Genomic DNA, 14,220 nt, shown 5'->3' with positions numbered 1-14,220 from the left:
GGTCAGGCCTCGCGTACCGGCTGCATCCTGGACTGGGCGGCCACCTCGACGACCAGCTCCACCTCGACCGGGGCGTCCAACGGCAGCACCGCGACACCGACCGCACTGCGGGCATGCTTGCCGGCCGCACCGAACAGCTCACCGAGCAGCTCACTGGCACCGTTGGCCACCTGGGGTTGGCCGGTGAAGCTCGCGGCGCTGGCCACGAAGACGACCAGCTTGACCACCCGGACCAGCTGGTCCAGCCCGCCCGCCTCGGCGGCCGCCGCAGCCACCGCGTTCAGCACGGCGGTCCGGGCCGCCTCGGTGGCGAGCTCCGGTGTCACCTCGGCGCCGACCTTGCCGGCCACGGTGAGCTTGCCGTCCACCATCGGCAGCTGGCCCGAGGTGTGCACCAGGTTCCCGGTGCGGACCGCCGGGATGTAAGCCGCCAGCGGGGCGGCCACCGGAGGCAATGCCAGGCCGAGCTCAGCCAGCCTGTCGGTCGGTCGGCTCACGCATCGGCCCCGGCGTTCTGACCCGGCAGCGGTCGCTTCAGGTACGCCACCAGGTTCTCCGCGTTCATCCCCGGCACCACCTGCACCAGCTCCCAGCCGTCGGCACCCCAGTTGTCCAGGATCTGCTTGGTCGCATGCACCAGCACCGGCACGGTCACGTACTCCCACTTAGTCATGGCCTCACCCTACTCAGCCGGCCGCGCCGCCCACACGTACACGTCGAGGGGAACTCCGGCGGCTGCGGCGGCCACCTGACCAGGGAAACTGTCACTGGGCTAGGAGGATCTCCCTGGCTGAGTGACAGTTTCCCAAGTCGACTTGGGAAACCGACCTGCCCGACCTGCCCGACCTGCCCGACCTGCCCGACCTGCCCGACCTGCCCGACCTGCCCGACACGCCCGACGCGCCAGGCACACGGCAGCTAGCGGGCCAGCTTGGGCAGCACGTCGGCGGCGAAGGTGTCGATCCACTCGCGCTGGTTGCGGCCGACGTTGTGCAGGTAGATGCGGTCGAAGCCGAGGTCGACGAACTTCTGGATGTAGGCGCGGTGCTCGTCGGGGTCGGAGGAGATCACCATCCGGCCCTCGAAGTCCTCCAGTCGGACCAGCTTGGCCATCTCGGCGAAATCGTGCGGGGAGCGGATGTCCGCCTTGGGAAACTTCATCCCGCCGTTGGGCCACTCGACCAGTGCGTTGCGCTGGGCCTCCTCGTCGGTCGTCGCCCACGACAGGTGCAACTGCAGCACCTTCGGCATCGTGTCCGGGTCCTTGCCGGCCTCGCGCGCCCCCTCGGCGAACTTGTCGAACAGGCCCTGGATCTTCCCCAGCGGTGCGCCGACGGTGATGATGCCGTCGGCGAACCTGCCGGTCCGCTTGGCGTTGAACGGGCCGGCCGTGGCGATCAGGATCTCCGGCGGCGTCTCCGGCATGGTCCACAGCCGGACGGTCTCCATCTTGTAGTACTCGCCGGAGTGCTTGACGTCCTTGCCGGTGAAGAGCTTCTTGATGATCTCCACCGCCTCGAACATCCGGTGCGAACGCTCCGCCGCCTCCGGCCAGTAGCCGGCGATGAGGTGCTCGTTGAGGGCCTCGCCGGCACCGATGCCGAGCCAGTGCCGACCCGGATACATCGCTGCGAGCGTCGCCGACGCCTGGGCGGTGATCGCCGGGTGGTAGCGGAAGTGTGGCGCGATCACGCCGGGGCCGATGTCGCCCACCGTGCGCTCCCCGAGGGCGGTCAGCACGTTCCAGACGAACGCAGACTGCCCCTGCTGGGGCACCCACGGCTGGAAATGGTCCGCGGCCATCACGCCGGAGAACCCTTTCTGCTCCGCATAGGCGCTCAGGTCGACGACCTCGGTCGGATGGAACTGCTCCAGCATGGCTGCATAGCCAATCGTCAGGCTCATGACCTTCATGATGGCACCCGGATGCGAGACTGAGGCATGCAGTACCGCTCCTCGGTGCGCAGCCAGGTGGCGCCGTTCCAGGTGATGACGCTGCTGGCCCACGCCCAGGCCCGGGCCGCGGCCGGTCGGCCGGTGGCCAACCTCACCGCAGGCCAGCCCGGTACGGGTGCGCCAGGCCCGGTCCGCGAGGCGGCCCGGCAGGCGCTGTCGCTGCCGCTCGGCTACACGCCCGTCCTCGGCCTTCCGCAGCTGCGGGAGGCGATCGCCGGTCACTACGCCCGGTCCGGCGTGCGCGTCGACCCGGCCAACGTCGCCGTCACGACCGGCTCCTCGGGCGGGTTCCTGCTCGCTTTCCTGGCGGCGTTCGAGGCGGGGGACCCGGTCGCGATGGGCCGGCCCGGTTACCCGGCGTACCGCAACATCCTCAGCGCCCTCGGCAACCGGGTGGTCGAGCTTCCCTGCGGTTCCGACAGCCGGTTCGAGCCGACGGTGCCGATGCTGCGGGGCCTCGACCGTCCGCCGCGCGGGCTGGTGGTCGCCTCGCCGGCGAACCCGACCGGCACCATGCTCGACGCGGACCGGCTGGCCGCTCTGGTCGGCTACTGCGCGGAGCAGGGCACCACCCTGGTCAGCGACGAGATCTACCACGGGCTCACCTACGAGCGGGCCGCGATGAGCACCTGGGGACCCGAGGTGGCGACAGTCCTGGGCGACGATCGGGCCCGGGAGAGCTCGATTGTGGTGAACAGCTTCAGCAAGTACTTCGGCATGACCGGCTGGCGACTCGGTTGGCTGCTGCTGCCGGACCATCTGGTCGGCCCAGTCGAGGCGCTGGCCGGCAACCTGGCGCTGTGCCCACCGGCGATCTCCCAGTACGCCGCCCTGGCCGCCTTCACCGAGGAGTCGTACGCGGAGTGCGAGGCGGCGCTCGACGGCTACCGGCAGAACCGTCAGCTGCTGCAGTCCCGGCTGCCAGCGATGGGTCTCACCCGGCTGGCACCGGCGGACGGCGCCTTCTACGTCTACGCCGACATCAGCGAGCTCACCGAGGACTCCCCCGCCTGGTGCGAGCGGCTGCTGGACGCCACCGGCGTGGTCTGCGCTTCGGGCCTCGACTTCGACCCCGTCGACGGGCACCGCTTCATCAGGATGTCGTTCGCCGGACCGCGAGAGGAAGTGGCCCGCGCGCTGGACTGGCTGGAGGGCTGGCTGGCTTCGACGCGCTAGCGTTCGGCCGGCTGCACTAGCCTGGGGCCATGGCCGGCCCACCCCACACCCTGCACATCGTCAGCGGCAAGGGCGGAACCGGCAAGACCACCGTGGCCGGAGCGCTGGCCTGCGCGCTGGCGACCCGGGGCAGGCGGGTGCTGCTGTGCGAGGTGGAGGGCCGCAACGGGCTGGCGGAGCTGTTCGAGTCGACGCCGCTGGCCGGGACCGAGGAGCGTCGGCTGCGGCGCACCCCGGACGGCGGACAGGTGTTCGGGCTGGCGGTCGACGCCGAGGACGCGCTGATGGAATACCTCGACACCTTCTACCATCTCGGTCTCGCCGGGCGGGCGCTGGACAGGGTCGGCGCCGTCGACTTCGCCACCTCGATCGCCCCGGGACTGCGGGACGTGCTGCTCACCGGCAAGGTGTACGAGGCCGTCCGCCGCCAGACCAAGAAGCTTCCCAACGCCTACGACGCCGTCGTCCTCGACGCGCCGCCGACCGGCCGGATCGCCCAGTTCCTCAATGTGCACGAGGCTGTCGCGGGGCTGGCCCGGATGGGCCCGATCCGCAGCCAGGCCGACTCGATCATGCGGGTGCTGCGTTCGTCCCAGACCATCGTCCATCTGGTCACCCTGCTGGAGGACATGCCGGTGACCGAGACCGAGGAGGCGATCAAGGACCTGCGGCCGACCCAGATCAGGGTCGGCTCGGTGATCGCCAACATGGTCACCCCCACGCCGCTCACAGGCGACCAGCTGGCATTGGCCGTCAAGGGCCAGCTCGAGTTGTCGGTGCCCGGGTTCAGTGCCCGGGAGAACGCCGCGCTGGCGGCCGAGTTCAGCACCGTAGCGTCCCGCATCCAGCTGGAACGTGAATGTCACGAGAGCCTGGCTGGTCTCGGCCTGCCGCTCGTCGAGGTGACCTACGACGCCGCCGGGATCGACGAGGGCGCCCTGTTCGGCATCGCAGATCAGTTGGCAGCACAGCTGCCGGCCGAGGTGGCCCGATGAAACCGGCCTTCCTGGACATCGACGCGATCACTGCCGACCTTGGCACCAAGATCATCATCTGTTGCGGCTCGGGTGGCGTGGGCAAGACGACGACGGCGGCCGCCATCGCCGTCCGGGCCGCTGAGGCGGGGCGCAAGGTGGTCGTTCTGACCATCGACCCGGCCCGCCGGCTGGCCCAGTCGTTGGGGCTGGGCGAGCTGGACAACACCCCCCGCCCGGTGGCAGGTCTCGACCCGGTGAACGGCGGCAGCCTGGACGCGATGATGCTGGACATGAAGCGCACCTTCGACGACGTCGTGCTCGCCCACTCGAGCCCGGCCAAGGCGGAGGCCATCCTCTCCAACCCCTTCTACCAGGCCCTGTCCTCCTCCTTCGCCGGAACACAGGAGTACATGGCGATGGAGAAGCTGGGTCAGCTGCACACCCAGGCCGAGGCGGACGGCAGCTGGGACCTGATCGTCGTCGACACCCCACCGGCCAGGTCTGCTCTCGACTTCCTGGACGCGCCCGAGCACCTCAGCTCGCTGCTTGACGGACGTTTCCTGCGGATGCTGCTGGCTCCGACCAAGGGTCCGTTCAGGATCATGAGCGTCGGGTTCAACCTGGTCTCGTCAGCCATGAACAAGGTCCTGGGCGCTCAGATCCTGACCGACGTGCAGACCTTCGTGAGTGCGTTCGAGGCGCTGTTCGGCGGCTTCCGGCAGCGTGCCCAGGAGACGTTCACACTTCTGTCGTCCGACCACACCACGTTCGTGGTGGTGGCGACGGCGGAGCGCGACGCACTGCGTGAGGCGGCGTACTTCGTCGACCGGCTCAGCGACGAGGACATGCCGCTGTCCGGCGTCGTCGTCAACCGGGTGCACGCCACCGAGCTGCGCGTCTCGGCCGAACGGGCGATCTCGATCGCCGAGGATCTCGACAGCGAGCAGCAGCTCCCGATCGAGGAGGTCGCGCTGCGTCGGCATGCCGACCTCATGCGCGTAATCGCCCGCGAGAAGCTGATGATGGAACGCTTCGCCAGTGCCCGGCCGGAAGTCCCCCGGGCACTGGTTCAGGCGTTACCCACCGACGTGACCGACCTCTCCTCGCTTCGCAGCGTGGGGGCTCTTCTTGCCGCAGAGGACTGAGCTCCACGACGAGACGTCCGAGCGCTGACGGAGCAGCAGCCGCCGCTCCCGCTCGGTCATCCCGCCCCACACACCCCATTCGATCCTGTTGTCCAAGGCCTCGGCCAGACATTCCGACTGCACCGGGCAGCCAGCGCACAGCAACCGTGCCCGCTTCTGGTCCGACGCTTCCGGGAACAAGGCATCTTCCATGCCACGACACTTGGCCTTGATGGTCCAATCGTCTTGATACACCGCAGTCACGAGCTCTCCCCTTTTCTCCAAACCACCTCAGCGCATCTGCACCGAGCCCTGAGCGTGGCACTTCGTATGCTACGAATGCTTTGAGGGCCTGCATAGCCCACAGGAGACACAAAAACGCGGAATAGCGCCTGAAACCCGTAACAATTCGGTAAGCATACTTTCGTCACGTACCCTGGTCAGCATGCCTTTGAGCCCTAAACGTGTCGGCAGCGTCGTGTACTCGATGGCGATGTTCGTCGTCGTCAGCGTTCTGGCTGGTCTCCTGGTCGCCGGGCTGTTCGTCCCGTTCGCCGGGATCGCCGGGGTCGGTAGCCGGGCGGCGGCGGCCGAGCTGGAGAACATTCCCACCGCGTTCACCACTCCGCCCCAGTCCGAGCGCTCCAAGGTGCTGCTCGCCGACGGGTCGGTGCTGGCGTACTTCTACAACGAGAACCGCAACTACGTGAAGCTGGACAAGATCGCGCCGGTGATGCGGCAGGCCCAGCTGGCCATCGAGGACCACCGCTTCTACGAGCACGGCGCCCTTGACCTCAAGTCGACACTGCGTGCGTTCGTGAAGAACCAGGCTGCCAGCGGGGTCGCCCAGGGTGGCTCGACGATCACCCAGCAGTACGTGAAGATGGTGCAGATCGAGGAGGCCGTCAAGAAGGACGACGACAACGCGGTCAAGAAGGCGCAGGAGACCACCTACGCCCGCAAGATCCAGGAACTGCGGTACGCGATCGCACTGGAGAAGGAGCTCAGCAAGGACCAGATCCTCGAGCGCTACCTCAACATCGCCTACTACGGTGACGGCGCGTATGGGATCGAGTCGGCGGCGCAGCACTACTTCGCGATCCCCGCAAGCAAGCTCTCCCTGCCGCAGGCCGCCCTGCTGGCCGGACTGGTACAGAACCCGGACGCCAACAACCCGGTCCGCAACGAGCCGGCCGCGATCGACCGCCGCGACGTGGTGCTCAACCGGATGGCCGAGCTGAAGCTGATCACCCCGGCGCAGCTGACCCCGGCCAAGTCGGTCAAGTTCGACCGCACGAAGGTCAAGACCACCCGCAACGGCTGCGTCGGCACCAAGTACCCGTTCCTGTGTGACTACGTCTACCGCACCCTGCTGCAGCAGCCGAGCCTCGGCAAGACCGTCCAGGATCGCGAGGACCGGATCAAGCGGGGCGGTCTGACCATCACCACCAAGATCGACAAGCAGTCGCAGAAGGCGGCCCAGAAGGCCGTCAGCAAGATGGTGGACCCGCGGGACCCGATCATCTCCACCATGGTCATGATCGAGCCTGGCACCGGACTCATCCTAGGTATGGCTCAGAGCCGTCCGGTGATGGGCTCCAACAAGAAGAAGGGCGAGACCTACTACAACTACGCGGTCTCCCAGGGCATGGGTGGGGCCGAGGGCTACCAGGCGGGGTCGACGTTCAAGGCGTTCACAGCTGCGGCTGCGCTGGAGAAGGGCATTCCGCTGACCAAGCGGTACAACGCCCAGCGGACCATGAACTTCAGCGGGAAGACCTTCCGCAACTGCGACGGTCCGTTCAAGGTGGGTGGCAAGTGGACCGTCGGCAACTCGACCGCAGCCAGCGGCGTGATGGACATGTACCGGGCCGCGGCGATGTCGGTGAACACCTACTTCGTCCAGCTCGAGCAGACGACAGGTCTGTGCGAGGTCACCAAGATGGCCAAGAAGCTCGGCGTCCAGCTCTCCGAGGGTGACCGGGACCTGGTCGACTACTACCAGAACGTGCCATCCTTCACCCTCGGCACCGCCGAGGTGACCCCGATGTCGATGGCCGAGGCGTACGCGACGTTCGCGGCCCGCGGTGTGCACTGCAACCCGATCATCGTCGACAAGATCAAGACGAAGAGCGGCAAGGAGCTCGCCGCCCCCGACGCCGGCTGCAAGCGGGTCATCTCCAAGGATGTGGCCGACGGGATGAACAAGCTCCTCAGCCGGGTCATGCAGCCGGGAGCCACCGGCTTCCGGGCCCGGATCCCCGGCGTCGAGGACCAGGCCGGCAAGACCGGGACGATCGACGGCAACGAGGCGGTCTGGTTCGCCGGTTACACCCCTGAGGTCGCCGGCACCGCCATGATCGCCATCGACAAGACGAAGAAGCCGTTCCGTAAGGGCAGCGCCAACCGCAAGACCAACGGACTCAAGAACTACACCCTGCCGCACAGCGGCACCTTCCTCGAGGGCTCCGGCGGTGGCGACGCCGGTATGAAGATCTACAAGCCGGCGATGGAGGCGGCGCTCCAGGGCCGCGACCACAGCAGCTTCGCGAACCCGTCCAAGAAGGTCGTGGAGGGCAAGAAGGTGGACATGCCCAACGTCTGCTCGATGGGACCCGCCGAGGGCAAGGCTGCCCTCGAGGCCGAGGGTTTCACGGTCGCGATGACCCAGCGGTACAGCAGCAGGCCGGCCGGTGCCTTCCTGGGCTTCTCCCAGTGCAGCGGATCGATCAGCGAGTTCGCCACGATCTACCAGATCTACTCGGCGGGTGAGGATCCGACGATCGCGGCGGAGCGGCAGCGCAAGGCGCAGGAGCAGGCGGCCAAGCAGAAGGCCGCTGCGGAGAAGGCCGCTGCGGAGAAGGCAGCCAAGGACAAGGCAGCCGCGGACAAGAAGAAGGCCGAACAGAAGAAGAAAAAGAAGAAGCCGGGCGGCTAGGTCCGCCGACCGCGACTGGGCGCTCTCGACTGGATCGGGGGCGCCCAGTCTCGTTCTGGGGGTTGATGTTCAGCCCTGGGCGGCTGCCAGCTGGCGCTTCACCTCAGCGGCGACAGTGCCGCCGTCGGCCCGGCCCTTCGTCGCCGGAGTGACCAGACCCATCACCTTGCCCATCGCCCGCATCCCCTGCTCGGCGGCACCGGACTGCTCGATGGCGTCGGCGACCAGCGCGGTGATCTCCTCCGGGGTCAGCTGCTCAGGCAGGTAGTCGGCGAGCACCTCGGCCTCCGCGCGTTCCTTCTCGGCCAGCTCTGGGCGCCCGGCAGCGGTGTAGGCCTCCTCGGCCTCGCGACGCTTCTTGGCCTCGCGTACGACGACGTCAATCACCTGCTGCTCGGACAGCTCCACCGCCTGCTTGCCGGCGACCTCGGCCTCCGTGATGGCGGCGAGCACCATCCGGATGGTGCCTGAGCGGACCTTGTCCCGGCCCTTGATGGCGGCGGTGAGGTCGTTGCGGAGCTGCTCTTTGAGTCCTGAATCGGGTTGAGACATGCCTCAAGTGTGACAGTGCCGTCGACCGGTAATCTTCCGATCATGTCTGCCCGCACCCGTCCGCGTTCTCTGCCCCGGCTTCTGGGTCGTGCTGTGCTGGGGGTCGGTGCTGTCGGTGCGGGCACCCTGGGCTACGCCATCTGGGAGGCACGGAGCTTCCGGCTGCGCCGAGTCGACGTCCCAGTGCTGCCCGCCGGCACGGACCCGATCCGGGTGCTGCACATCTCGGACCTACACCTGACCCCGGACCAGCGGGCGAAGCAGCGCTGGCTGTCCCGGCTGGCCGAGCTGGAACCCGACCTGGTGATCGACACCGGGGACAACCTGGCGCATGTCGACGCGGTCCCCTACGTCACCCGCAGCCTGGGCCGGCTGCTGGACCGGCCCGGCGTCTTCGTCTGGGGATCCAATGACTACTACGGCCCCTCGTTCAAGAACCCGCTGCGCTACCTGACCCAGCCCGAACGCAAGGGTGCCGCTTCGACCAATGTCCTGCCGTGGGGGGACCTGCGGGACGCGTTCGTGAACCGGGGCTGGCACGACCTGACCCACCGGGAAGTGCGGCTGGAGGTCGCCGGTGTCCGGATCACCTTCCGCGGCACCGATGACGCCCACCTCAACCAGGACGACTATCCGCAGGTGGCCGGTCCGGTGGACCCTGCCGCGGACCTCACCATCGGAGTCACGCATGCGCCCTACCTGCGCGTACTGGACCCGATGGCGGCCGACGGCCACGACCTAATCGTCGCCGGGCACACCCATGGCGGTCAGGTCTGCGTGCCGCTGTACGGCGCCCTGGTCACCAACTGCGATCTGGACACCGCCCGGGTCAAAGGACTGAGTTCGCACCGTGCCGGCGGTCACGAGTCGCTGCTGCACGTCTCGGCCGGTCTCGGCACCTCGCCGTACGCCCCGATCCGGTTCGCCTGCCCGCCGGAGGCGACCCTGATGACGCTGGTGCCGCGCCCGGCGGCTTGAGTCGGCGGCCCTCTGGCGTACCGATTGCCGACTCCGGTCGGAGATGGGCTAGACTCTCCGAGGTCCTCGATGAGACTTCATCGGGTGCGGGGTGTGGCGCAGCTTGGTAGCGCGCGTCGTTCGGGACGACGAGGTCGCAGGTTCAAATCCTGTCACCCCGACCATGGTCGAGATACTCAGCCTTACCTGGTCCCCCAGGTCGAACTGAGTCGTGCGGCGGCAAAGGTCCTGAGCACCTCGTCGGGTCGAAGTCGCGGCGGCCGGCCAAGCAGATAGCTGCAGAGCCGATCGCGGCTGACGACATTCACGTCGGGCGGCTGTTCCTTGACCACCAGAGCCCGGACATTGACGGGCACCACGAGCCCAGTAGCGGATACCTCCAGCCTGGTCGCGCGCGAGAGCAGGCGAGCGGCCCGTTGCGCCTCGAACCTGCTGTTACGGACGTACGGATGCCGGACCCCGTTCACCATCAGCGTGTCGCCGCCCACCCAGATCCTCGCGCCACTGTGGTACTTCGCGTTGATCGTGAACACGCCGCCCGAACCAATGACCAGGTGGTCGATATCAGCCCCGTTGGACCCGACGGGTATGGAGTTCAAGAACCCCCAGCGCAGATCGGCCTGGGCCATCTGCCGCAGCGCTCCGAAGACCAGAAACTCGCCCAACGCGCCACGCTCCCACGGGAGTCCTGGCCTGCGGGCGGACTGACCCATACACGGGACGCACACCAGGGGCCGCCTGTCCTCCCGTCATCCAACGGGTCGGCGAGTCAACAGCAGTCCCCGAAACCGGGGCCGCCCTGAGATGCCATCCGTCCACGGCGTGCCTGAGCAGGTCAGCCAGCTGAGGAGTAATCGGATGCCCGTCGTCGGTGGCCAGGTCCCACCACCCGAGATCATTGCGTTGGCATCCCGGACATACAACCGGTCCCTGCCGTACCGTCTCCACCGGGTCACCTGCACGCCGGGAGCCTATCGATCACGAAGGCGAGCCTGAAAATCTGGATCGCGTGAGTGCGGCGCCCTCGCGTTCAGGCTCAGCCGCGGCGTATCCGCCTCGCCGAGATCCAGATATTCAGGGTCTCGGCCGAAGCCTTCATGTGACCTTTATCATGTCGGCTGTCTGGCGGTGGCACACCCCTGGCAAAAGCCGCTATATTGTCCCGCGTTGGCCCGAAAGAGGACCTTCGGGGAAGTACTCGGGGCCCTGCATCCCTCCGTGGGTAAATCTGATTTACCTCACATCTGTTTCAGACAGCGCTGCTTCGGTGGCAATCGTGAAGCCGGTCTGAACTGGGGGGAACTCGGGGTCGGGGCATCAGAAGTCCGCCCACAAAGGAGCTATCTCCCATGCGATCCACATCCCTTGTTGCACTTGCAGCGGCCGCAGCCACTGCATTTGTCACCGTCCCAACTCCCAGTCTGGCAGCGGAAACCGCGCCGGCTGGCGTCACCGTTGCTGGAGTCAGCGCGAAAGCGACGAGCACTCCGGTGCGTTTCGCCACCTTCAATGTCCGCACCTCGCGCGCCGACATCGGGACCTCCCGCCAATGGCTACGACGAGCCAATTCAGTCGCGCGAGAGATCAACGCCAAGAAGCCAGGGATTGTCGCGATCCAGGAGCTGGGCCCCGGCCGAGCCGACGGCAAGAGGATTTCCGTTGGAAAGGGACTCCGCCAGACCCAGAGCCTGGTGAATGCCCTGCACAGCGTCGGTGCCAGCCAGTACCGGCTGACCCGGACAACGGCGTATGTGGCGCCCGGGGAATACCACGGCAGTCAGGGCCCTCGGATCCTCTATGACGCGAACAAGTACACGTTGGTCAGCAAGTGCATCGAGACCACCGGTAAGTCGAACTGGAACCGGTCCTGCAGCATGACCATGCCGATGAAGAACGGGGCCCCGACGAGCGCCGCGTATGCCGAGTTCGAAGATCGCAGAACGGGCCTGAACTTCTTCGTGGTCTCTGCGCACCTCGACGCCCGGCACGGCAGCACTGCCAAGAAGGAGCAGTTCTACGACTCCCTCCGCGCTGCGCAGGTCCGCGCCATCTACACAAGGGTGAGCCGCCTTGCCGGCAGCAAGCCGATCCTCTTCGGTGGGGATCTCAACTCCTGGAAGACCAAGATCGGCAGCCATGCGCCGTTCAACTACCTGTCCAGCCAGGGCTTCCGCGATTCCACCCGAGCCTCGCGCCGGATCGACTCCAGGTTCCCGACGGTCAACCACTTCAAGACGAGGCTGAAGGCCAACAGGCCAGGTCGACAGGTGGCTCTCGACGTCGTCATGGCGAAAGGTGCCAAGAAATTCAGCACATACGAGAATGTGATGAAGGTCGTCGACTCCCGCCGGTCGTCGGACCACAACATGGTCATCGCGAACCTGGTTCTCTAACCGAACCTGAAAAGCTGGATCGCGTGCGGGCGGCGCAACCGCCTCCAGCCTGAACGGCGGCGCGAACGCCTCTTGAGATCCAGATATTCAGGGTTTCGCAGACCGATGACTCGGTCGCGCTACCGTGTTGGCACACGGATCGAGGTTCGGAGGGCGGATGGACAAGGTGGTTCCGAGCGCCGTCGACGCGGTGGCGGACATCAGTGACGGTGCCTCACTGGCGGTCGGAGGGTTCGGTCTGTGCGGAGTCCCGAGCGTACTGATCGCCGCCCTGCTCGAAGCCGGGGTCAAGGACCTCGAGTGTGTCTCCAACAACTGTGGCGTCGATGACTGGGGGCTCGGTCAGCTACTGATGGCCAAGCGGTTGCGCCGCATGGTCGCCTCCTACGTCGGGGAGAACAAGGAGTTCGCCCGGCAATACCTGGAGGGCGAGCTGGAGGTCGAGCTGACCCCCCAGGGCACCTTGGCCGAGCGGATGCGGGCCGGCGGGTCGGGGATCCCCGGCTTCTTCACCGCGACCGGGGTCGGCACCCAGGTCGCGGACGGTGGCCTGCCCTGGCGCTACGACAGCGCAGGCAACGTCGTGGTGGCCTCGCCGCCGAAGGAGACCCGCGTGTTCGAAACTGCCGAGGGCGACAAGACCTTCGTCCTGGAGCGCGCCATCGTCTGTGACTTCGGGCTGGTCCGGGCCTGGAAGGGCGACCGGCACGGCAACCTCGTCTATCGTCGGGCCGCCCGCAACTTCAACCCGGTCGCGGCGATGTCGGGCCGGATCACCATCGCCGAGGTGGAGGAGCTGGTCGAGCCGGGTGAGATCGACCCCGACCAGGTGCACACCCCAGGGGTCTTCGTCCACCGGGTGGTGCCCCTGACCCCGGCACAGGTGGCCGAGAAACGGATCGAGAGGGTGACGGTACGTCCGAGGGTTGCTGGTGCCCTTCGACAGGCTCAGGGCACGGAAGAGGCGGCTCAGGGCGCGGCGGGGGGCGCGGCCCTTCGACAGGCTCAGGGCGCGGAAGGGGCGGCTCAGGGCGCGGAAGCGGCGGCGGCTCAGGGCGCGGCGGGGGGCGCGGCCCTTCGACAGGCTCAGGGCGCGGAAGAGGCGGCTCAGGCCGTGGAGGGGGCGAGCTGATGGCCTGGTCACGCGAGCAGATGGCCGCCCGAGCCGCCGGAGAGCTGGAGGACGGCAGCTATGTGAACCTGGGCATCGGCCTGCCGACACTGGTGCCGAACTATGTCGCCGACGGGGTCGAGCTGGTGCTGCAGTCCGAGAACGGGCTGCTCGGCGTCGGCCCCTACCCGTGGGAGGGGGACCAGGACCCGGACCTGATCAACGCGGGGAAGGAGACGGTTACGCTGCGCCGCGGCGCCTCGGTCTTCGACTCGGCCACCTCGTTCGGCATGATCCGCGGAGGCAAGATCGACGCGGCCATTCTGGGGGCTATGCAGGTCTCGGCGTCCGGGGACATCGCGAACTGGATGATTCCCGGGAAGATGATCAAGGGGATGGGTGGCGCCATGGACCTGGTGCACGGCGCCAGAAAGGTCATCGTGCTGATGGAGCATGTCGCCAAGGATGGCTCCTACAAGATCGTCAACGAATGCTCGCTGCCCTACACCGGTCGCGGAGTGGTGCAACGGATCATCACCGATCTCGGCGTGCTCGACGTCACCGCACGCGGGCTGGTGGTGACCGAGCGTGCACCCGAGGTCACCGAGGCCGAGATTCGAGAGAAGACCGAGCCGCCGGTCACCTTCGGCTGAAGTCAGCCCCGCCCGGACCGTGCTGTTCGACCGGCCGCGGGTGGCCCGGCACCGAGTTCGAGTTCCGCCCAACGATCGCCGCGCCGATTAGCAGCGCAAGTCCGATCACATCGATGATCGAGAACAGGACGTTGGCGAAGCCGAACGCCAGAGCCATGTTGCTCCCGCGGGCCAGCGTCGGCACCAGGGCGTAGAACAGGATGCTCGTCACCGCCTCGAAGGAGAGCAGGATGCAGCCGACGACGCCCAGCACCCGTGCCGTGCTCCTCAACCGCAGAGCGATCACGACCACACCGGCCAACGGCACGACCAGCCGGATCAGGACAGGCAGATACTGCAGCGGGCTGGCGAACTCCATCTGC

The 14,220-nt window shown here is 67.4% G+C and carries 15 protein-coding genes and 1 tRNA gene; 9 read left to right on the top strand and 7 right to left on the bottom strand.

What is annotated here, in order from left to right:
- Positions 1 to 2: 2 nt before the first annotated feature.
- The 3 genes from JOE57_RS10595 to JOE57_RS10585 all read right to left on the bottom strand — a co-directional run bounded on the left by JOE57_RS10595 (position 3) and on the right by JOE57_RS10585 (position 1,905).
- Positions 3 to 497, bottom strand: coding sequence for an Atu1372/SO_1960 family protein (locus JOE57_RS10595; protein WP_204917786.1), 495 nt, complete (start codon positions 495 to 497; stop codon positions 3 to 5).
- A complete protein-coding gene (locus JOE57_RS10590) occupies positions 494 to 673 on the bottom strand; it encodes a Sp36 family protein (RefSeq protein ID WP_204917784.1) in 180 nt (59 codons plus the stop codon). The genes JOE57_RS10595 and JOE57_RS10590 overlap by 4 nt, the downstream gene beginning before the upstream one ends.
- Positions 674 to 918: 245 nt before the next feature.
- Positions 919 to 1,905 carry a TIGR03557 family F420-dependent LLM class oxidoreductase gene (locus JOE57_RS10585; RefSeq protein WP_204917782.1) on the bottom strand — a complete coding sequence of 329 codons (987 nt, stop codon included), beginning with the start codon at positions 1,903 to 1,905 and terminating at the stop codon, positions 919 to 921.
- A gap of 36 nt (positions 1,906 to 1,941) precedes the next feature.
- On the opposite strand from JOE57_RS10585, the gene JOE57_RS10580 reads away from it, so the two are divergent.
- Genes JOE57_RS10580 through bagB form a run of 3 tightly spaced genes read left to right on the top strand, consistent with a single transcriptional unit; the run spans position 1,942 to position 5,254 of the window.
- Positions 1,942 to 3,132: a pyridoxal phosphate-dependent aminotransferase gene (locus JOE57_RS10580; protein WP_204917779.1), complete on the top strand. Its 1,191-nt coding sequence runs from the start codon at positions 1,942 to 1,944 to the stop codon at positions 3,130 to 3,132.
- A 29-nt stretch (positions 3,133 to 3,161) separates the two neighbouring features.
- Complete coding sequence (gene bagA, locus JOE57_RS10575; protein ID WP_204917777.1) at positions 3,162 to 4,127, top strand: ATPase BagA; 966 nt, start codon at positions 3,162 to 3,164, stop codon at positions 4,125 to 4,127.
- The gene (gene bagB, locus JOE57_RS10570; RefSeq protein ID WP_204917775.1) at positions 4,124 to 5,254 is read left to right on the top strand and encodes an ArsA family ATPase; all 1,131 of its coding nucleotides are present in this window, start codon (positions 4,124 to 4,126) and stop codon (positions 5,252 to 5,254) included. The genes bagA and bagB overlap by 4 nt, the downstream gene beginning before the upstream one ends.
- Here the strand turns inward: bagB and JOE57_RS10565 are convergent.
- Positions 5,186 to 5,497, bottom strand: a complete 312-nt coding sequence (locus JOE57_RS10565; protein ID WP_204917773.1) for a WhiB family transcriptional regulator — start codon at positions 5,495 to 5,497, stop codon at positions 5,186 to 5,188. The two genes, bagB and JOE57_RS10565, sit on opposite strands and share 69 nt — an antisense overlap.
- Positions 5,498 to 5,678: 181 nt before the next feature.
- Between JOE57_RS10565 and JOE57_RS10560 the strand changes: the two genes are divergently transcribed.
- Positions 5,679 to 8,171: a transglycosylase domain-containing protein gene (locus JOE57_RS10560; protein ID WP_204917771.1), complete on the top strand. Its 2,493-nt coding sequence runs from the start codon at positions 5,679 to 5,681 to the stop codon at positions 8,169 to 8,171.
- A gap of 69 nt (positions 8,172 to 8,240) precedes the next feature.
- On the opposite strand, the gene JOE57_RS10555 is transcribed toward JOE57_RS10560, so the two are convergent.
- Entirely contained in the window at positions 8,241 to 8,723 is a 483-nt protein-coding gene (locus JOE57_RS10555) for a GatB/YqeY domain-containing protein (RefSeq protein ID WP_204917770.1), read from the bottom strand.
- A gap of 42 nt (positions 8,724 to 8,765) precedes the next feature.
- On the opposite strand from JOE57_RS10555, the gene JOE57_RS10550 reads away from it, so the two are divergent.
- Complete coding sequence (locus JOE57_RS10550; protein WP_204917768.1) at positions 8,766 to 9,701, top strand: metallophosphoesterase; 936 nt, start codon at positions 8,766 to 8,768, stop codon at positions 9,699 to 9,701.
- An 87-nt stretch (positions 9,702 to 9,788) separates the two neighbouring features.
- A tRNA-Pro gene (locus tag JOE57_RS10545) sits at positions 9,789 to 9,865 on the top strand.
- 18 nt (positions 9,866 to 9,883) lie between these two features.
- Here JOE57_RS10545 and JOE57_RS10540 read toward each other — a convergent pair.
- The gene (locus tag JOE57_RS10540) at positions 9,884 to 10,366 is read right to left on the bottom strand and encodes a nuclease-related domain-containing protein (RefSeq protein WP_204917766.1); all 483 of its coding nucleotides are present in this window, start codon (positions 10,364 to 10,366) and stop codon (positions 9,884 to 9,886) included.
- Positions 10,367 to 11,191: 825 nt separating this feature from the next.
- Between JOE57_RS10540 and JOE57_RS10535 the strand changes: the two genes are divergently transcribed.
- The 3 genes from JOE57_RS10535 to JOE57_RS10525 all read left to right on the top strand — a co-directional run bounded on the left by JOE57_RS10535 (position 11,192) and on the right by JOE57_RS10525 (position 13,858).
- Entirely contained in the window at positions 11,192 to 12,094 is a 903-nt protein-coding gene (locus JOE57_RS10535; protein ID WP_204917764.1) for an endonuclease/exonuclease/phosphatase family protein, read from the top strand.
- A gap of 157 nt (positions 12,095 to 12,251) precedes the next feature.
- The gene (locus JOE57_RS10530; RefSeq protein WP_275588338.1) at positions 12,252 to 13,226 is read left to right on the top strand and encodes a CoA transferase subunit A; all 975 of its coding nucleotides are present in this window, start codon (positions 12,252 to 12,254) and stop codon (positions 13,224 to 13,226) included.
- Positions 13,226 to 13,858 carry a 3-oxoacid CoA-transferase subunit B gene (locus tag JOE57_RS10525; RefSeq protein WP_204917763.1) on the top strand — a complete coding sequence of 211 codons (633 nt, stop codon included), beginning with the start codon at positions 13,226 to 13,228 and terminating at the stop codon, positions 13,856 to 13,858. Before JOE57_RS10530 ends, JOE57_RS10525 begins: the two co-directional genes overlap by 1 nt.
- Here JOE57_RS10525 and JOE57_RS10520 read toward each other — a convergent pair.
- Positions 13,845 to 14,216 (bottom strand): hypothetical protein, encoded by a 372-nt coding sequence (locus tag JOE57_RS10520; protein ID WP_204917761.1) that lies wholly within the window; start codon positions 14,214 to 14,216, stop codon positions 13,845 to 13,847. The two genes, JOE57_RS10525 and JOE57_RS10520, sit on opposite strands and share 14 nt — an antisense overlap.
- Positions 14,217 to 14,220 lie beyond the last annotated feature (4 nt).

The organism is Microlunatus panaciterrae (assembly GCF_016907535.1).
Taxonomy (GTDB): Bacteria; Actinomycetota; Actinomycetes; order Propionibacteriales; family Propionibacteriaceae; genus Microlunatus; species Microlunatus panaciterrae.
This window is presented reverse-complemented; position numbering and strand designations above follow the sequence as displayed.